The sequence below is a fragment of the Aestuariicoccus sp. MJ-SS9 genome (assembly GCF_032586235.1).
Classification (GTDB): Bacteria; Pseudomonadota; Alphaproteobacteria; order Rhodobacterales; family Rhodobacteraceae; genus Aestuariicoccus.
Genome location: NZ_JAWHTD010000005.1, coordinates 129,924 through 146,746 on the forward strand (window position 1 = coordinate 129,924; position 16,823 = coordinate 146,746).

The 16,823-nt window shown below is 65.6% G+C and carries 18 protein-coding genes; 8 read left to right on the forward strand and 10 right to left on the reverse strand.

Annotation, left to right across the window (positions count from 1 at the left end; translation table 11 throughout):
* The first annotated feature begins 5 nt into the window (after positions 1 to 5).
* From RXV88_RS05805 to RXV88_RS05820, 4 genes are read left to right on the forward strand one after another with little or no spacing between them, the layout of a single operon-like run.
* On the forward strand, positions 6 to 977 hold the full coding sequence (locus tag RXV88_RS05805; RefSeq protein ID WP_316291161.1) for an aldose epimerase family protein: 972 nt from the start codon (positions 6 to 8) through the stop codon (positions 975 to 977).
* A 30-nt stretch (positions 978 to 1,007) separates the two neighbouring features.
* A complete protein-coding gene (eutB, locus tag RXV88_RS05810; RefSeq protein ID WP_316291162.1) occupies positions 1,008 to 2,033 on the forward strand; it encodes a hydroxyectoine utilization dehydratase EutB in 1,026 nt (341 codons plus the stop codon).
* Positions 2,023 to 3,009 carry a cyclodeaminase gene (locus RXV88_RS05815; protein WP_316291163.1) on the forward strand — a complete coding sequence of 329 codons (987 nt, stop codon included), beginning with the start codon at positions 2,023 to 2,025 and terminating at the stop codon, positions 3,007 to 3,009. The genes eutB and RXV88_RS05815 overlap by 11 nt, the downstream gene beginning before the upstream one ends.
* Before the next feature lie 30 nt (positions 3,010 to 3,039).
* Positions 3,040 to 4,410, forward strand: coding sequence for an aspartate aminotransferase family protein (locus RXV88_RS05820; RefSeq protein WP_316291164.1), 1,371 nt, complete (start codon positions 3,040 to 3,042; stop codon positions 4,408 to 4,410).
* A gap of 79 nt (positions 4,411 to 4,489) precedes the next feature.
* On the opposite strand, the gene glpK is transcribed toward RXV88_RS05820, so the two are convergent.
* The 5 genes from glpK to fliF form a co-directional block, all read right to left on the reverse strand.
* Positions 4,490 to 5,977 (reverse strand): glycerol kinase GlpK, encoded by a 1,488-nt coding sequence (gene glpK, locus RXV88_RS05825; RefSeq protein ID WP_316291165.1) that lies wholly within the window; start codon positions 5,975 to 5,977, stop codon positions 4,490 to 4,492.
* Positions 5,978 to 6,103: 126 nt separating this feature from the next.
* Positions 6,104 to 6,808, reverse strand: coding sequence for a flagellar type III secretion system pore protein FliP (gene fliP / locus RXV88_RS05830; protein WP_316291166.1), 705 nt, complete (start codon positions 6,806 to 6,808; stop codon positions 6,104 to 6,106).
* A gap of 30 nt (positions 6,809 to 6,838) precedes the next feature.
* The gene (locus tag RXV88_RS05835) at positions 6,839 to 7,129 is read right to left on the reverse strand and encodes a FliM/FliN family flagellar motor C-terminal domain-containing protein (RefSeq protein WP_316291167.1); all 291 of its coding nucleotides are present in this window, start codon (positions 7,127 to 7,129) and stop codon (positions 6,839 to 6,841) included.
* A complete protein-coding gene (locus tag RXV88_RS05840) occupies positions 7,122 to 7,721 on the reverse strand; it encodes an ABC transporter ATP-binding protein (RefSeq protein WP_316291168.1) in 600 nt (199 codons plus the stop codon). Before RXV88_RS05840 ends, RXV88_RS05835 begins: the two co-directional genes overlap by 8 nt.
* Positions 7,718 to 9,340 carry a flagellar basal-body MS-ring/collar protein FliF gene (fliF, locus tag RXV88_RS05845; RefSeq protein WP_316291169.1) on the reverse strand — a complete coding sequence of 541 codons (1,623 nt, stop codon included), beginning with the start codon at positions 9,338 to 9,340 and terminating at the stop codon, positions 7,718 to 7,720. The genes RXV88_RS05840 and fliF overlap by 4 nt, the downstream gene beginning before the upstream one ends.
* 116 nt (positions 9,341 to 9,456) lie before the next feature.
* Between fliF and fliL the strand changes: the two genes are divergently transcribed.
* From fliL to RXV88_RS05860, 3 genes are read left to right on the forward strand one after another with little or no spacing between them, the layout of a single operon-like run.
* Complete coding sequence (gene fliL / locus RXV88_RS05850; protein ID WP_316291170.1) at positions 9,457 to 9,942, forward strand: flagellar basal body-associated protein FliL; 486 nt, start codon at positions 9,457 to 9,459, stop codon at positions 9,940 to 9,942.
* 13 nt (positions 9,943 to 9,955) lie between these two features.
* Positions 9,956 to 10,330 (forward strand): hypothetical protein, encoded by a 375-nt coding sequence (locus tag RXV88_RS05855; RefSeq protein ID WP_316291171.1) that lies wholly within the window; start codon positions 9,956 to 9,958, stop codon positions 10,328 to 10,330.
* Positions 10,327 to 10,941, forward strand: a complete 615-nt coding sequence (locus RXV88_RS05860) for a hypothetical protein (RefSeq protein WP_316291172.1) — start codon at positions 10,327 to 10,329, stop codon at positions 10,939 to 10,941. The genes RXV88_RS05855 and RXV88_RS05860 overlap by 4 nt, the downstream gene beginning before the upstream one ends.
* A gap of 166 nt (positions 10,942 to 11,107) precedes the next feature.
* Here the strand turns inward: RXV88_RS05860 and RXV88_RS05865 are convergent, their stop codons facing one another.
* From RXV88_RS05865 to RXV88_RS05880, 4 genes are all read right to left on the reverse strand, one after another.
* The gene (locus RXV88_RS05865; protein WP_316291173.1) at positions 11,108 to 12,094 is read right to left on the reverse strand and encodes an ABC transporter substrate-binding protein; all 987 of its coding nucleotides are present in this window, start codon (positions 12,092 to 12,094) and stop codon (positions 11,108 to 11,110) included.
* Between the two features lie 64 nt (positions 12,095 to 12,158).
* Positions 12,159 to 13,010 (reverse strand): ABC transporter permease, encoded by an 852-nt coding sequence (locus RXV88_RS05870; protein WP_316291174.1) that lies wholly within the window; start codon positions 13,008 to 13,010, stop codon positions 12,159 to 12,161.
* A complete protein-coding gene (locus RXV88_RS05875; protein ID WP_316291175.1) occupies positions 13,007 to 13,987 on the reverse strand; it encodes an ABC transporter permease in 981 nt (326 codons plus the stop codon). Before RXV88_RS05875 ends, RXV88_RS05870 begins: the two co-directional genes overlap by 4 nt.
* Before the next feature lie 67 nt (positions 13,988 to 14,054).
* The gene (locus tag RXV88_RS05880) at positions 14,055 to 14,876 is read right to left on the reverse strand and encodes an ABC transporter ATP-binding protein (protein ID WP_316291176.1); all 822 of its coding nucleotides are present in this window, start codon (positions 14,874 to 14,876) and stop codon (positions 14,055 to 14,057) included.
* On the opposite strand from RXV88_RS05880, the gene RXV88_RS05885 reads away from it, so the two are divergent.
* Positions 14,875 to 15,273, forward strand: coding sequence for a cupin domain-containing protein (locus RXV88_RS05885; RefSeq protein WP_316291177.1), 399 nt, complete (start codon positions 14,875 to 14,877; stop codon positions 15,271 to 15,273). The genes RXV88_RS05880 and RXV88_RS05885 overlap by 2 nt on opposite strands.
* Positions 15,274 to 15,359: 86 nt before the next feature.
* On the opposite strand, the gene hydA is transcribed toward RXV88_RS05885, so the two are convergent.
* Positions 15,360 to 16,814, reverse strand: coding sequence for a dihydropyrimidinase (gene hydA, locus RXV88_RS05890; RefSeq protein WP_316291178.1), 1,455 nt, complete (start codon positions 16,812 to 16,814; stop codon positions 15,360 to 15,362).
* Positions 16,815 to 16,823: the final 9 nt, after the last annotated feature.

Below are 16,823 nucleotides of genomic sequence, written 5' to 3' on the forward strand. Positions count from 1 at the left end.
GCATCATGAGCGACCGGATCGAAACAACGACCCTGAGCGATGGCGACGTTTCCGTCACGGTGTTGTCCTTGGGCTGCGCCATATTCGACTGGCAGGTCGCGGGGCGGCGCGTGGTGCTGGGCCATGCCGAGCCCGAACATTACCGGCAGAACCCGGGGTCCATGGGCGCGGTCTGGGGTCGGGTTGCCAACCGCATCTCGAACGCGCGTTTCACGCTGGACGGCACCGAATACCCTCTGGCCGCGAACCAGGGGCCGCATATGCTGCACGGCGGCCCGGACGGCATCGGCAAGCGCAACTGGACGATGGAGCGTGACGGCGACCGCGCTTTGCGGCTGACATTGCACTCGCCGCATCTGGACCAGGGCTTTCCGGGCGCGGTGGATTTCACGGTCACGATGCGGCTGGACGGACATACCCTGCACTACGACATGCAGGCCCTGCCCGACCGCCCTACGCCGATCAACATGGTGCAGCACAGCTATTTCAACCTTGCCTGCCATGGCACGGTGCGCGACCACATCCTGCGGCTCAACGCCTCGCATTACACGCCAACCCACAGCGATCTGATCCCCACCGGCGACATCGCCGACGTGACCGGCACCAAGTGGGATTTCCGCAGCCCCCGTACCCTGGCCGACGCAGACCCCGAAGACGAGGGCTGGGACGGCAACCTGATGTTCGACCCAGCCCAAGGCGACGCCCCGCAGGTCGAGCTGCGCACGCAGGACATGGGCCTGAAGCTCTGGACCGATCAGCCCGCAGTGCAGCTCTATTCCTCGATCTGGCTGGGCCCGGGTCCGACGCAGCGCCCCGATCAGCCGCATATGCGGTCGGGCGGGGTCTGCCTCGAGGCGCAGTATCCGCCGGACGCCGTCAATATTCCGGCGTTCGGGTCGATCATCCACACGCCCGACCGGCCCTACCGACAGCGCACCGCCATCGAAATCGCCCCCGTTCCGGCCCCTGGGTTTTAATCGCGGCGGCACTGTCCTAGTGTCGCGCGCATGAAAATCGCTGCCGACAGACCTGCGGTCACGCTCGACCGGATCATGGCCGCCGCCCGCGTGCTGCTCGGCGTCGCCGATGCGACGCCCATGGTCCCCTCGCCGCATATGGAGGCGACTTACGGCCAGCCTTTCTGGCTCAAGCTGGAGAACATGCAGCCCATCGGGGCCTTCAAACTGCGTGGCGCGCTCAACGCCGTTGCCGCCCTGCCTGACGGTACGCGGGGCGTGACCTGCTGTTCCACCGGCAATCATGGCCGCGGGGTGGCCTATGCCGCACGGGCACGCGGGATCCCCGCGACGATCTGCATGTCCAACCTCGTGCCGCAGGCCAAGTTCGACGGGATCCGCGCGCTGGGGGCCGAGGTCCGCATCGTCGGTACCTCGCAGGATGATGCGCAGGTGGAATGCGAACGGCTGGTGGCCGAAGAGGGCTTTACCGAGATCTCGCCTTTCGACGATCCGCTTGTGATCGCCGGGCAAGGCACCATCGGGCTGGAGATCCTCGCCGCCGCACCCGACATCGACACGCTGCTGGTGCCCCTGTCGGGCGGCGGGCTGGCCGCCGGTGTGGCGAGCGCCGCCAAGGCCATCAACCCCGCGATCCGCGTCATCGGCATAAGTATGGACCGGGGTGCGGCGATGTACGAAAGCCTCAAGGCCGGCCATCCCGTCGAGGTCGAGGAGGTGCCCAGCCTCGCCGACAGCCTCGGCGGCGGCATCGGGCTGATGAACCGCCTGTCCTACCCGATCTGCCGCACCTTGCTGGACGACGTGGTGATCGTGTCCGAAGAGGCCATCTATCGCGCCATGCAGACCCTTTATTACGAGGACCGCATCGTCGCCGAAGGGGCCTGCGTGGTCGGCATCGCCGCCGTGCAGACGGGCCGCGTTCAATTGACCGGGCCCACCGCCACGGTCATCACAGGGCGCAATGCCGACATGGATCTCTTCACCCGCGTCGTCACCGGGCAGGATGTGGTTCTGGGCGATCTGACACTCAGGGGGGCGCCTTATGCCGCATGACATCCGGGTGGTGACGGAAACCGAATTGCGCGAGCTGGTGAAGCTCGACCTCGACCTTGTCAACGTGGTCGAACAGGCCTTCGTCGCGCTGGGACGCGGCGACGTGATCATGCCGCCGATCATGTCGATGGAGCTGCCACAGCTGAACGCCGAGGTGGACGCCAAGACCGCCTTTATCCCCGGCTTCGACGGCTTCGCGCTCAAGGTCAGCACCGGTTTTTTCGACAACCCCAAACGCGGGCTGCCCAGCCTCGGCGGCCTGATGACCCTGCTGTCGGCCACCGATGGCGCGGTGCGGGCGGTGTTCCTGGACAACGGCTTTCTGACCGACATGCGGACCGCCGCCGCGGGCGCCGTGGCCGCACGGCACCTTGCACCTGAAACGGTGACGACGGCGGGCGTGATCGGCACCGGCCTGCAGGCCCGGCTGCAAATGCGCGCCGCCCATCTGGTGCGCCCGTTCGAGCGCGTGCTGGTCTGGGGCCGCGATCTGGAAAAGGCCACGCTCTGCGCCGCCGATCTGGGCCGCGACATCGGCGTCGAGGCCGAGGTCTGCACCGACCCCGCCGTGCTGATGAAACGCGCGCAGCTGGTGGTCACCACGACCCCCAGCTTCACCCCCATCGTTCAGGCGGGCTGGCTGCATCCCGAACTGCACATCACCGCCATGGGGTCGGACGCGCCCGACAAATGCGAACTTGCGCCCGAGGCGCTGGCCCGCGCCGATCTCTACGTCGCCGACAGCGCAGCCCAGGTCGAGACCCGGGGCGAATTGCGCACGGCGCTGGAAAGGGGGGTCTGGCCCGGCACCCCCGTCACCGAGTTGGGTCCGCTGATCCTCGGCGCGCAGCCGGGACGAAACAGCGCACGCGACACCACCATCGCCGATTTGACGGGCACCGGCGCACAGGATACCGCGATCGCGACACATGTGTTCGCACGGTTGGGGGATGCAGGCACCCTCATCTCCACCTGACCGGAATCGCACAAGGAAAAAGGACAGATCATGTTGAAGAACGATATGCTGGAACAGTGGGACCGAGAGAACTTCTTCCACCCATCGACACATCTCGCCGAATTCGCGCGTGGCAACCTGCCGAACCGCGTCATCACCGGCGGCACCGATTGCCACATCACCGACCGTGACGGCACCCGCCTGCTGGATGCCTTCGCCGGGCTCTACTGCGTCAACGTCGGTTACGGGCGTCAGGACATCGCCGACGCCATTGCCGCGCAGGCCAAAGAGCTGGCCTATTACCACGCCTATGTCGGCCACGGCACCGAGGCGTCGATCACGCTGGCCAAGATGATCCTCGACCGCGCGCCCGACCACATGTCCAAGGTCTATTTCGGGCTGTCCGGATCCGACGCGAACGAGACCAACATCAAGCTGGTCTGGTATTACAACAACATCCTGGGCCGCCCCGAGAAGAAAAAGATCATCTCGCGCTGGCGCGGCTATCACGGCTCGGGGCTGATGACCGGCTCGCTGACGGGGCTCGAGCTTTTCCACAAGAAGTTCGACCTGCCGCTGGCGCAGGTCCTGCATACCGAGGCGCCCTATTACTATCGCCGCACCGACACGGGCATGGACGAGGCCGCCTTCGTCACCCATTGCGCCGCCGAGCTCGAGGCGCTGATCGAACGCGAGGGCGCCGACACCATCGCCGCCTTCATCGGCGAGCCGGTCCTGGGCACCGGCGGCATCGTCCCGCCGCCCGCCGGTTACTGGAAGGCGATCCAGTCGGTCCTGCAAAAGCACGACATCCTGCTGATCGCCGACGAGGTCGTGACCGGCTTCGGCCGTCTGGGCAGCATGTTCGGCTCGGATCACTACGGTCTGAAACCCGATCTCATCACCATCGCCAAGGGCCTGACCTCGGCCTATGCACCGCTTTCCGGCTCCATCGTGTCCGACAGGATGTGGAAGGTTCTGGAACAGGGCACCGACGAAAACGGCCCCATCGGCCACGGCTGGACCTATTCGGCCCATCCCATCGGCTCCGCCGCCGGGGTCGCCAACCTGAAACTGCTGGACGAGCTGAACCTGATCGGCAACGCCGGTGACACCGGCGCGTATCTCAACAAGGTCATGACCGAGGCGGTGGGCCACCACGCCAACGTAGGCGAGGTGCGCGGCGAGGGCATGCTCTGCGCCGTCGAATTCGTCAAGGACCGCGACAGCCGCACCTTCTTCGACGCCGCCGACAAGGTCGGGCCCCGCATCGCCGCGGCCCTTCTCGACCAGGGCGTCATCGCCCGCGCCATGCCGCAGGGCGACATCCTGGGCTTCGCCCCGCCCTTCTGCCTCACCCGGGCCGAAGCGGACGAAATCGCCGCCAAGACCGCCAAAGCGGTGGCTCAGATCCTCACCTGACCTCTTTCATCTGGTCATAAATATCCCGGGGAGCGAGGGGCTGGCCCCTCGCTCCCCAATCTCAAGGCCCGCGCGGCGCTCAGAATCCCTGGGCCGCCGTCACCGCCCGCTTCCACGCGCCGTATTTCGCCGCGCGGGTGTCCTCGTCCATCTGCGGCTGGAAATTCCGCTCCAGCGCCCAGGTCTCGGCGAAACCCTCCATGTCCGGATAAAGCCCGGCGCGCTGCCCGGCGAGCCAGGCCGCACCCATGGCTGTCGTCTCTAGCACCTTGGGCCGGTCGACCGGCGCGCCGATGATGTCCGACAGGAACTGCATCGCCCAGTCGCTGGCGCTCATCCCGCCGTCCACGCGCAGGGTGCGGTCGCCGCCTTCGGGCGTCCAGTCCGCATGCATCGCCTCCAGCAGATCGCGGGTCTGATAACCGACCGATTCAAGCGCGGCGCGGGCGAACTCCTCTGGCCCGGAATTGCGCGTCAGCCCAAAGATCGCACCCCGGCATTCGGCGTTCCAATAGGGCGCGCCCAGCCCGGTGAAGGCCGGCACCAGGACAACGCCCTGCCCGGCATCGGCCTTTTCGGCCAGCGGCTGGGTCTCTTTCGCTTCGCGGATGATCTTGAGCCCGTCGCGCAGCCATTGCACCACCGCCCCGGCGATAAAGATCGATCCCTCCAGCGCATAGGTCGGCTTGCCGTCCATCTGATAGGCGATCGTCGTCAGCAGGCGGTTCTTCGAGGTCACCGGCGTTTCGCCGGTGTTGAGCAGCGCGAAACACCCGGTGCCGTAGGTCGATTTCAGCATCCCCGGCTGGAAACAGGCCTGCCCGATGGTCGCTGCCTGCTGGTCGCCCGCGACGCCCAGGATCGGGATCTCTCGCCCGAAAAGGTCGGACCGCGTCACGCCGAAATCGGCGGCGCAATCGTGCACTTCGGGCAGCATTCCGCGCGGAATGTCGAAAAGATCGCAGATTGTCTGCGACCAGCGCCCCTTGCGGATGTCGTAAAGCAATGTCCGCGCGGCGTTCGTGGCGTCGGTGACATGCCGCTTGCCGCCGGTCAGCTTCCAGATCAGATAGGTGTCGACGGTGCCGAAAAGAAGCTCGCCCGCCTTCGCCCGCTCGCGCGCGCCGTCGACGTTGTCCAGGATCCACTTCAGCTTGGTCCCCGAGAAATACGGGTCAAGCAGCAGGCCCGTCCGATCCGTGAACATCGCCTCGTGCCCGGCCTCGCGCAGCGCCGCGCAGGTGTCCGAGGTGCGGCGGTCCTGCCAGACGATGGCGTTATAGACCGGCTTGCCGGTCTCCTTGTCCCAAACCAGCGTGGTTTCGCGCTGATTGGTGATGCCGATGGCGGCGATGTCGTCCGCCGACACGCCCGCCCGCTCGATCACGCTGCGGCAGACGCCCGCGGTGGTCGACCAAAGGTCCGCCGGGTCGTGCTCGACCCAGCCGCTGGCCGGGTAATGCTGCGGAAATTCCTCCTGCGCGGTCGCGGTCAGGTTCATCGCCTCGTCGAAGAGAATGGCGCGGCTGGATGTGGTGCCCTGGTCGATGGCCAGAATGAATCGCATGGTCCCCCCTTGGAAATTCGTCTGGTAATTCGTCCTCTGCGGGCATTCGCCCGGTTTCGACCCGCGAGTCTACAATGCAAGAGGCCGAATGCCCAGACGGGGGGGCAGCCGGTGAGCAGAGCGCCGCTAGAAGTAGCTTTTGACCAGCGCGCCTGCCAAAAGCGACCATCCGTCCGCCACGACGAAGAACGCCAGCTTGAACGGCAGGGACACGATCGCCGGCGGCACCATCATCATGCCCATCGACATCAGCACCGCCGCCACGACAAGGTCGATGATCAGGAACGGCAGGAAGATCAGGAACCCGATCTGGAAGGCGCGCGCGATCTCAGACAGCATGAAGCTCGGCACCAGGATCGACAGCGGCGCGTCCGGGGACAGCGCCGTGCCGGCGGCGTCGGGCCGCAGATCCGCCATCGCCGCAAAGGTCGCGGGATCGGCGCGCCCGGCCATGAAGTCGCGGAACGGGGCCAGCGTGCGCGCCATGCCTTCGGTCAGGTCGATCTCTTCGGCGACCAGAGGCTGCAACCCGTCCTGCCAGGCGGCGGTAAAGACCGGCTCCATCACGAAATAGGTGAGGAAGAGCGCCAGGCTGACGATCAGCATGTTGGGCGGCGATTGCTGCAGGCCGACCGCCTGCCGCAGGATCGCCAGCACCGTCACCAGGAACGGAAAACAGGTGATCATCACCGCAATACCCGGTGCCAGGCTCAGCAGGGTGATCAGCGCAATCAGCTGAAGGCTGGTCGCCGTGACCGAACCGCCCTCGCCCAGATCGACCGAAATACCCTGCGCGGCGGCGGGCAACGCCGCCACCAGGATCAGGGCCATGAGCCCGGAAAACAGCGTCGGTCGCATCGCTCAGGACGACGCGCGCAGATCGGCGACCTCGGTCAGGCGCACGGCCAGCTGGCCATCATCACCGCCCTCGACCACCTCCAGAACCCCCACTCCGATCAGCTTGTCCCCGACATAAAGCTCGACGGGGTCGTCGACCTTTTTGTCGAGCGTCAGCACCGAGCCCTCGGTCAAGCGCAAGAGGTCGCGCACCAGCGGTTTGGCGCGTCCGATCGACACTGTGATTTCGATCGGGACGCTGGTGAAGGGGGCCTGCGCATCGGCGCGCGCCCGGACTGTCCGGCTCTCATCCATTGGCAACTTTCCTCTGATTGTCGTCGGCGAATGCCGCGACCGCATGGCCGACCGACTGCACGATTTCGCTCAGGTCGATCTGCTTTTCGGTTTCTCCGAAGCGGATGTCCGCCTGTCCCTCGTGCAGGGTCTCGTCGGCGATGATTTCAAGCGGAAAACCGTAATCGCCGCTGACCAGCGCTTCGACAGCGGCAAGGTTCCGCGGCGCCACCCCGATGACGACGCTGAGCGAGCCCGCATCGCGCGCCAACGTTTCCAGCTTTTCGATCAGATGCACCGCAAGGGTCTGGCGCGCCAGTTCGGGCAACAGTGACTGCACCATGTCCTGCAACAGCGGGCTCATCGCGTTCTGCACCCGCGAATAGGCCTCGTGATAGGTGAATGACAGATCCTGCAGGTTCTGGGCGAAATCGCTGGCGATGCGGGTCTTGTCCTCGGTCTGGGTGCGGATCGCGTCGTCCCAGCCGGCACGGTAGCCCTGTTCGAACGCCTCCAGCTTTTCCGCCTCCAGATCGGCCTCGGCAAAACGGAACCCGGCTTGGGCGACGGGCACCGCCGCGCCGAAATCCTCAAGCAGTGCACGAATGCTCATTGTCTGGTCTCCTCGGGTTCATCGAGCCAGCTGCGCAGGATTTCGACCGTCTCGCTCTTGCGCTCTTCGATGAGGTTGCGCAGCCGGTCCACCGGATCCTCGGACGGCGCGTCGAAATCCACCGTGCCCATCTCGCCGAAATCCCCGCCGCCCAACACCGGCCGCGGGCCCAGACCGTCGTCCGGGTCGATCTCTCCGTTCAGGGCCGGCAGGTCGGCCATGTCGGGCGGCGGTGCGAGCGCCATGCCGCCACCCTCCGGCGCGGGCAAGGCCGCGGCAGAGCCGCCAGCCAGAAGCGGGCGCACCACAAACAGGCCCAGAACAAGGGTGACAAGCGCCAGGATCGCCATCTGGATCAGCGCCATCGGGTCCAGCGCCAGACGCTCCAGCAGACCAGGCTGCAGTACCTCGGTCCCAAGGCCCTCGGGCCGTTCGAAGGCCAGCGACCGAAGGGTGATCACGTCGCCCCGCGCCTCGTCGTATCCAACCGCAGAGGCGACCAGATCGCGCAGCGCGTCAAGCTCTGCCTCGGGCAAAGGGGCAAAGACCTGCGCGCCGGTCCCGTCGGTTTCGAACGTGCCGTTCACCAGCACGGCCACGGTCAGGCGGCGCACCGCCCCGGGGGCGCGCATGACCTCGCGCGTGGTCTCGGATACCTCGTAATTCAGCCGTTCGCGGGTTTCGCTGTTCCGGCTACTCGATTCGCCGCCCCCCGCAGCCTCGCCGTCGGGCAGGTTCGAGGCGACGGTCACGTCGGCGCCGTTGTCCTGGGACTGGTTGCTGGTTTCGGTGGTGTCCGAGCTGATCACCACGCAGTTTTCCGGATCGAAGCGCCGCTCGAGGATCGACTCGCTTTCCGTCACGGTATCGACCGCGACCTCGACAACGGCGTTGCCCAGACCGACCCGCGCCTCAATCAGCCGCTGCACCCGATCCCGCAGCGCCATTGCCTTGTCGTCGGCGGTTTGGCCCGGAGCGCTCTCGTCATCGGCGCCGACAAGCCCGCCCTGCGCGTCGATGACCGACACGTTTTCCGGCACCAGCCCGGGAACGGCCGCTGCCACGAGGTGTTTCAGCGCCCGCGCCTGAACCACCGTAAGCGCCCCGCCACTGGTCGTGACCGAAACCGAGGCCGACGGGTTAACATCGCGCTGAAAGGGATTGGCGCTGCTGTTGGCGATATGGACCCGGGCCGAGGTGATGTAGGGCGTGGCGACGATGGTGCGCGCCAGTTCGCCCTCCTTGGCGCGCCAATAGGCGGCGTCGAACATCTGCGAGGTGGTGCCGAACCCCGACAGCGTGTCGAGCAATTCATACCCCTGGCTGCCGTTCGCGGGCAGCCCTTCGCTGGCCAGCGTCAGCCGCAGCTGGTCGCGCTGCCCCGAAGGCACGAGGATCGCGCCGCCGTTGACCTCATAGGCAACCCCGCGCTGTTCCAGCGCCTTGACGACATCGCCCGCCGCCCCGTTTTCGAGGCCCGCGTAAAGAAGCGTCATGTTCGGGGCCGTCGCCATCCGGGACATGGCCAGAATCGCGAGGACCATCGCCACAGTCGCGCCGGCGACCACCAATTGACGCCGCAGTCCCAGCGCGGTCCACGTCTTAACGATCTGCTTCAAGATCACCCTCCGCTCCAAACGTTCTGTTCGGTTGCGGGCAGCTTTGGCGGCTCAGGTTTAATAATCGGTTAGTTTCTCGCCGTTTATAAACCCGGCAGAGCAAAATGAGGTTGAGGATGAGCGACGCCACCGTCCCCGAAGACTCGGTCGACAAAAAACCATCCAAGCTGCCGCTGGTCCTCGGCCTGGTTCTGGCCATGGCCGGCGGCGGGGGCGGGTTCTACGCGGCGCAATCCGGTTTGCTGTCCGGCAGCGGCGGCATGGACATGCCGCAGGCTGCCCCTCGGGCCGACGCCCTGCCGGATGTCCGCTTTGTGCCCATTCCCGCGCTGGTGATTTCACTGCCGCCCTCCGCCGGGGCAGAGTTTCTTCGCTTCAGGGCAGAGCTGGAGGTGCCCCGACAATACGCAAGCGAGGTCGAATCGATCGTTCCGCGCGTCGTGGACGTGCTCAACAGCTATCTTCGCGCCATCGAACCCGGCGACGTGGTGCAACCCGGTGCGCTGATCCGGCTGCGGGGGCAGATGCTGCGGCGGGTGCAGCTGGTCACCGGCGAGGGTCGGGTCAACAACCTTCTGGTTATGGAATTCGTCTTGAACTAAGGGGGCAGAAGCCTTGGACATAATTGCTGACATCCTGCTGGTGGCGGGCGCCTTCGGTGCCGGGTTCTACTGCTTCATCCTGGCCCGACGCCTGAGCCGTTTTACCGATCTCGAGGGCGGGGTCGGCGGGGCTGTCGCGGTGCTGTCGGCGCAGGTGGACGATCTGACACGCACTCTGAACGCAGCCCAGAGCACCGCCAGCACATCGACCGATTCGCTGGCCGAACTGACCAACCGGGCCGAGGATGTGGCCAAGCGGCTCGAACTGCTGGTCGCCTCGATGCACGATTTGCCGCAAAAACCGCCGGTGCAACAGACGGCTGTCCCCGATCCGCCATCCAGGGAACCGGTCTTCGTGCGCCACCCGGCCCATGGGGCCACGCGATGAGCGCGCAGCGGACCGTGTCGAAACCGCGCAAAACGCGCCGGCGGGGCCGGGGAACGCTCGCCGTGATCGGCGGCCTGCTGCTGACCTCGGCCGCGATCCGGATGGCCGACGAGGCGATCGCACTTGAGCAGAGAGGCCCGTCGTCCGCCCCGGAAAGCGTCGAACTGGAGCAGGCGGCACCAGCAGCACAGGTGATGACCGATCAGGATCTCGCCCCGATCCTGGCCGCCCTGAAGCAGCGCGAAGACAGGATCGCCCGGCGCGAGGGCGACATTCGCAAACGGCTCCAGGCGCTCACCCTGGCCGAGAGCGAAATCGACCGGAAAATGGCCGCCATGAAACGGGCCGAGGAAGACCTGCGGGCGACGCTCGCGCTGGCGCAGACCGCGGCCGAAGACGATCTGACGCGCCTCACGAATGTCTATGCCAACATGAAGCCGAAACAGGCCGCTGCCCTGTTCGAAGAGATGGATCCGGATTTCGCCGCTGGGTTCCTCGGCCGGATGCGTGCGGACGCCGCGGCGGCCATCATGGCTGGACTGACCCCGCGCGCCGCCTATACGATCAGCGTCGTTCTGGCGGGCAGAAACGCGGAGGTTCCGACAGAATGACTCCGGCTTTGCGTACCGGCCATCGTTTAGTTGCAATAGTTGGACCGCTGGTGCTGCGTTGCGTGGAAGCGGCCGCCATCAAGAAACCGGCATTGGCCTGCCCGCAAGGGCCGGCATAAAAAAAACCCCGGCGCAAGGCCGGGGTCCTGTTGCGCGAGAACGGGCGTCAGTTCAGCGCCGCATCCGTAATCGCGTGGGTCCAGGCGCCCTCGGGCGCCTTGCTGATGACCGGGTCCGATCCGCCGGCCAGCAGCGTCTGCACCGTGCGTTCGTAATCGGCCGGGTCGAGCGCGCCGTTCGAGCCCGCGGTCAGCTTGGCCACTTCGCCCATCATGCGGATCTGATGTTCTTCGGTCTGGGCGCCGGTTTCATCGTTGTCCAGAACGATCATCGCCGCGTCCTCGGGGTTCTCCTCGGCCCATTTCCAGCCTTTCATCGAGGCCCGGACGAAACGCTCCATCTTGTCGGCGAAAGCGGGATCGTCGAGGTTGTCCTCAAGCACGTAGAGCCCGTCTTCGAGCGTGGCGACGCCCTGATCCTCATATTTGAAAGTGATGAGCTCGTCCGGCGAGACACCCGAATCGATCACCTGCCAATATTCATTGTAGGTCATCGTGCTGATGCAATCGGCCTGACGCTGCAGCAGCGGATCGACGTTGAAGCCCTGCTTCAGCACCTCGACGCCGTTCTCATCCGCGCCATCGGTTTCGATGCCAAGCTGGCTCATCCACGACAGGAATGGATATTCGTTGCCGAAGAACCAGACCCCGAGGGTACGGTTGGCGAGGCTCTCCGGCCCCTCGATCCCGACATCGCCCCAGCAGGTCAGCATCATGCCCGAGGATTTGAACGGCTGCGCAATGTTCACCAGCGGCAGGCCGTTTTCACGCGCCGCCAGCGCGGCGGGCATCCATTCGACGACCACGTCGGCGCCGCCACCAGCGATGACCTGCGTCGGTGCGATATCGGGGCCGCCGGGCAGGATCGTGACGTCCAGCCCCTCTTCGTCGTAATAGCCGTTCTCTTGCGCGACGTAGTAGCCCGCGAATTGCGATTGCGTGACCCATTTCAGCTGCAGCGTCACTGCGTCCTGCGCAAACGCGGGCGCGGAAAGCCCGGCGAGCGCGGCTGCGGCCCAGAACATGCGTTTCATTGTGTAGTCCTCCAGGTTGGTATCATTCACTCTCCCCACGGCTCTGGCGGCGCGGGATTTTCTGTTATCGTCCGCCCCTCTGCGAGGCGTGCCAGAACGTCAGTCGTTTCTCGATCACCGTGACCAGCCCGAAAAAGACCGATCCGGCCAGCGCCGCGACCACGATGGCCGACCAGACCATGCCAAGGTCAAGCTGGCCAATACTGGTCGAAATGCGGAAGCCGAGGCCCAGTGTAGGCGAGCCGAAAAATTCGGCAACAATCGCGCCGACAAGCGCAAGAGTTGTGCTGATTTTGAGCCCATTGAAAATGAAGGGCATCGCGGCGGGCAGGCGCAGCTTGATCAGCGTCTGGCCCCAGCTGGCGGCATAGGTGCGCACCAGGTCGCGCTGCATGGCGGTGGTGTCCTGCAAACCGGCGACGGTGTTCACCAGCATCGGGAAGAACACCATAAGCACGACGACCGCCGCCTTGGATTGCCAGCCAAAGCCGAACCACATCACCAGGATCGGCGCGGTGCCGACGATGGGCAGGGCGGCCATGAAGTTGCCGAGCGGCAGAAGCCCCTCGCGCAGATAGCGGTAGCGGTCGACCAGCAGAGCGGTCAGAAAGGCCGCGCCGCAGCCGATGATATAGCCGCCCAGCGCGCCTTTGAGGATCGTCTGCACGAAGTCGCGCCAGAGCAGGCCCAGATTGGCGCCGAAGGTCTGCGCGATCTGGCTGGGTGGCGGCAGGATCACCGGCGGCACCCCCAGCCCGCGCACCAGGCATTCCCACATGGCCAGAACGGTCGCGCCGAAGACGACGGGCACCGCCAGCCGGGCCGCCGCCGTCCCGCGGGCAGGCCCGTTGGCCAGCGCCACATTCAGCGCAAAGCCCCCCGCCCAGAGCGCCAGTGCCAGCACCACCAGCGTCATGCGCTCATACCGATGCGCCGCAGGGTCCGCCTCTCGAGCCAGCCGATGGCCCAGACCAGTACCGCCGCCAGACCGGCCGCCATGAAGAGCGCAGCCCAGATCTGCGCGGTCTGTCCGTAATAGCTGCCCGCCAGCATCCGCGCGCCCAGCCCGCCCTGCTGCACCGGCAATTCGCCGACGATGGCCCCGACGAGGCTCGCCGCGATGGCGATCTTGAGCGAGGCAAAGAGGTAGGGCACCGAGGCGGGCAGGCGCAATTTCCAGAGCACCGTGGGCGCGCCGGCGTTATAGGTCCGCATCAGGTCCATCTGCATCGCGTCGGGGCTGCGCAGGCCCTTGACCATGCCCACGACCACAGGGAAGAACGACAGGTAGGCCGAGATCACCGCCTTGGGGATCAGCCCCTGCACGCCCACGGAATAAAGCACGACGATGATCATCGGCGCCAGCGCCACGATGGGAATGGTCTGGCTGACGATGGCCCAGGGCATGACGGACATGTCCATCACCCGGCTGTGCACGATGCCGATGGCCAACGCGATGCCGAGGCCTGCACCGATCAGAAAGCCCACGAAGGTCGCGTTAAGCGTGACCCAGCCGTGATAGATCAGGCTCCGGTTCGACAGGCTGCCCGACCGCACGATGCCGCGCCGGCCGTTGAGCTCTTCGTCGATGGTGCTGTCGTAAAGCTCGACCAGCACCTGGTGCGGCGCGGGCAGGCGCGCGCGGTCGAGGCTCCAGCTGGCGCCCAACGCGCCGGGGTTCTGCGCGACGAGCACCAGATGCCCCATGTCCCGCCGCTCTGCCGCCGAGGGCGGCGACACCGCGACCCCGGCGCGTTCGGCCTGGGTCAGCACCTCCTTGACGTTCATCGGCACGGCGGCCGCGTACCACAGCGTCATGATCGCCAGGATCATCGCCAGAACCGGCGGCACACGCCATCGGCGCGCGGTCAGGGGCACAGCCGCATCCGCCATCAGCCCACCCCGCCCCGGGCCTGACCCGGGGCCCCGTCGGCCGCGGCAATTCGCGCCTGTGAAAATCTCATTCCTGATACCCCGACCGCAGCCCCTCGCGCACGCGATGGGCGATCTCGATGAACTCGGGCGTATCGCGGATGTCGAGTGGGCGCTCCTTGCGCAGGGGGCTTTCGATCACGTCCGTGATCCGCCCGGGCCGCGGCGACATCACCACGATATGGGTCGACAGATAGACCGCCTCGGGGATCGAGTGGGTGACGAAGGCAATGGTCTTTTCCGTCCGCGCCCAGAGCCGCAGCAATTCCTCGTTCAGACGGTCGCGCACGATCTCGTCCAGCGCGCCGAAAGGTTCGTCCATCAGAAGGATGTCCGCATCGAAGGCCAGTGCGCGCGCGATGCTCGCCCGTTGCTGCATGCCGCCCGACAATTGCCAGGGGAACTTGTCGGCAAAGCCCGACAGCTCGACCAGTTCCAGCACCCGTGCCACGCGGTCTTTCTGATCCGCCTTGGAAAAGCCCATGATCTCGAGCGGCAGACGGATGTTGCCGCCGATGGTCCGCCACGGATAAAGCCCCGCCGCCTGGAAGACATAGCCATAGGCGCGCGCCTTGCGCGCTGCGTCGGGGGACATGCCGTTGACGCTCAGCTCGCCGCCGGTCGGCGCCTCCAGCGCTGCGATGCAGCGCAGAAGGGTCGTCTTGCCGCAGCCCGAGGGGCCGATGAAGCTGACAAAGGCCCCTTTGGGGATATCCAGCGAAACGTCCTTTAGCGCATGAACCGGGCCATCCGCCGTCTGGAACGTCAGATCGAGATGCGACGCGCGAATGACCGGCGCGCCGCTATCTGCTAGGCTTGATGCTGGTTGGGACAAGAGAGGCTCAGACATGGCGGATTGTGTAAAGCTGCGGCCCGAAGGCACGTATGACGGCAAACAAGGGTTTTCCTACTTCGAAGGGATCGCAAAGGAAACGGTCGGATCGCAGGGCGTCTGCATGCATTTGCTGACGGTTCCGCCCGGCGGCCGCGCCAAGGCGCATAAGCACGAAACTCATGAAACCGCGATCTACGTGATTTCGGGATCGGCCAGGATGTACTGGGGCGAGCGGCTTGAACACGTGATGGAGACCAAGGCCGGCGACATGATCTACATCCCCGCCGACGTGCCGCACCTGCCGTTCAACGACGGAGATGTCCCCGCCGTCGCCGTTATCGCCCGCACCGACCCGCATGAACAGGAAAGCGTCGTCCTGCTGCCCGAACTCGAGGCGCTGGTCCCGAGCTGAGCGGCACCCGTTTTCTTGCCAAGAAAACGGTCCGAAATCTTTGAAAGATTTCGGCGCGCGCGTGGCTGCGGATCGTTCAACCAAACTCAAACACCAGTCGCCGGGATCCCCGTCCGCTCGACCGGGCGCGGCGCCGTCAGATCCTTCCACTTGCTCAGCGCGCGGTTGACCGGGGTGTTGGGGGCACGTTTCACAAATTTGCCGTGCCCTTCCTGTGTGCGGATCTCGCCGTCATGCACCGCCACATGCCCGCGCGTGAGGGTAAAGCGGGGCAAACCCTTGACCTGCTGGCCCTCGAAAACGTTGTAGTCGATAGCCGATTGCTGACGGGATGCCGTGATGGTCTTTTCCTTCTCCGGATCCCAAACCACGATATCTGCATCCGACCCAACCCGGATTGCGCCCTTCTTCGGATAGCAGTTCAGGATTTTGGCGATGTTGGTCGAGGTCATCGCGACGAATTCTTCGGGCGTCAGCCGCCCGGTGGCGACGCCATGAGTCCAGAGCATCGGCATCCGGTCTTCCAGCCCGCCGGTGCCGTTGGGGATCTTGGTGAAATCGCCCACGCCATAGCGCTTCTGTTCGGTGGTAAACGCACAGTGGTCCGTCGCAACGACTGACAGAGACCCCGACATCAACCCGTGCCACAGGCTTTCCTGGTGCTTGGCATTACGGAACGGCGGCGACATAACGCGGCGCGCGGCGTGGTCCCAGTCCTTGTTGAAATACTCACTTTCATCCAGGGTCAGGTGCTGGATCAACGGCTCGCCCCAGACCCGCTTGCCCTGCTGGCGGGCGCGGCGGATGGCCTCGTGCGCCTCTTCGCAGCTGACATGCACGATATAAAGCGGCACACCCGCCATATCGGCGATCATGATCGCGCGGTTCGCCGCCTCGCCTTCGACCTGCGGGGGGCGGGAATAGGCATGCGCCTCGGGCCCGGTGTTGCCCTCGGCCAGCAGTTTGGCGCTCAGCTCGGCGACCACGTCGCCGTTTTCCGCATGCACCATGGCGATTCCGCCCAGTTCGGCCAGCCGGTTGAACGAGGCGTACATCTCGTCGTCGTTCACCATCAGCGCGCCCTTGTAGGCCATGAAATGCTTGAAGGTGTTGATGCCGCGATCCTCGATCACGGTCTTCATCTCGTCAAAGACCTGCTCGCCCCACCAGGTAACGGCCATGTGGAACGAGTAATCGCAATTGGCGCGGGTGGATTTGTTGTCCCACATCTGGAGCGCGTCGAGCAGACCCTGCTGCGGGCTGGGCAGGGCGAAATCCACCACCATCGTGGTGCCGCCCGACAGCGCCGCCCGCGTGCCGGATTCGAAGTCGTCGCTGGAATAGGTGCCCATGAAGGGCATCTCCAGATGCGTGTGCGGATCGATCCCGCCGGGCATGACATAGCATCCGGTGGCGTCCAGTTGTTCGTCGCCTTTCAGGTTCTCACCGATCTCGACGATCACGCCGTTCTCGATCAGCACGTCGGCCTTGTAGCTGAGATCGGCCGTGACGATGGTTCCGTTCTTGATGACTGTGGTCATTTTGTTCAA

Coding starts and splice junctions, on each gene's coding strand:
- RXV88_RS05805 (WP_316291161.1), top strand. CDS start 6: ATGAGCGACCGGATCGAAACAACGACCCTGAGCGATGGCGACGTTTCC.
- eutB (WP_316291162.1), top strand. CDS start 1,008: ATGAAAATCGCTGCCGACAGACCTGCGGTCACGCTCGACCGGATCATG.
- RXV88_RS05815 (WP_316291163.1), top strand. CDS start 2,023: ATGCCGCATGACATCCGGGTGGTGACGGAAACCGAATTGCGCGAGCTG.
- RXV88_RS05820 (WP_316291164.1), top strand. CDS start 3,040: ATGTTGAAGAACGATATGCTGGAACAGTGGGACCGAGAGAACTTCTTC.
- glpK (WP_316291165.1), bottom strand. CDS start 5,977: ATGCGATTCATTCTGGCCATCGACCAGGGCACCACATCCAGCCGCGCC.
- fliP (WP_316291166.1), bottom strand. CDS start 6,808: ATGGCCCTGATCCTGGTGGCGGCGTTGCCCGCCGCCGCGCAGGGTATT.
- RXV88_RS05835 (WP_316291167.1), bottom strand. CDS start 7,129: ATGGATGAGAGCCGGACAGTCCGGGCGCGCGCCGATGCGCAGGCCCCC.
- RXV88_RS05840 (WP_316291168.1), bottom strand. CDS start 7,721: ATGAGCATTCGTGCACTGCTTGAGGATTTCGGCGCGGCGGTGCCCGTC.
- fliL (WP_316291170.1), top strand. CDS start 9,457: ATGAGCGACGCCACCGTCCCCGAAGACTCGGTCGACAAAAAACCATCC.
- RXV88_RS05860 (WP_316291172.1), top strand. CDS start 10,327: ATGAGCGCGCAGCGGACCGTGTCGAAACCGCGCAAAACGCGCCGGCGG.
- RXV88_RS05865 (WP_316291173.1), bottom strand. CDS start 12,094: ATGAAACGCATGTTCTGGGCCGCAGCCGCGCTCGCCGGGCTTTCCGCG.
- RXV88_RS05870 (WP_316291174.1), bottom strand. CDS start 13,010: ATGACGCTGGTGGTGCTGGCACTGGCGCTCTGGGCGGGGGGCTTTGCG.
- RXV88_RS05875 (WP_316291175.1), bottom strand. CDS start 13,987: ATGGCGGATGCGGCTGTGCCCCTGACCGCGCGCCGATGGCGTGTGCCG.
- RXV88_RS05885 (WP_316291177.1), top strand. CDS start 14,875: ATGGCGGATTGTGTAAAGCTGCGGCCCGAAGGCACGTATGACGGCAAA.
- RXV88_RS05880 (WP_316291176.1), bottom strand. CDS start 14,876: ATGTCTGAGCCTCTCTTGTCCCAACCAGCATCAAGCCTAGCAGATAGC.
- hydA (WP_316291178.1), bottom strand. CDS start 16,814: ATGACCACAGTCATCAAGAACGGAACCATCGTCACGGCCGATCTCAGC.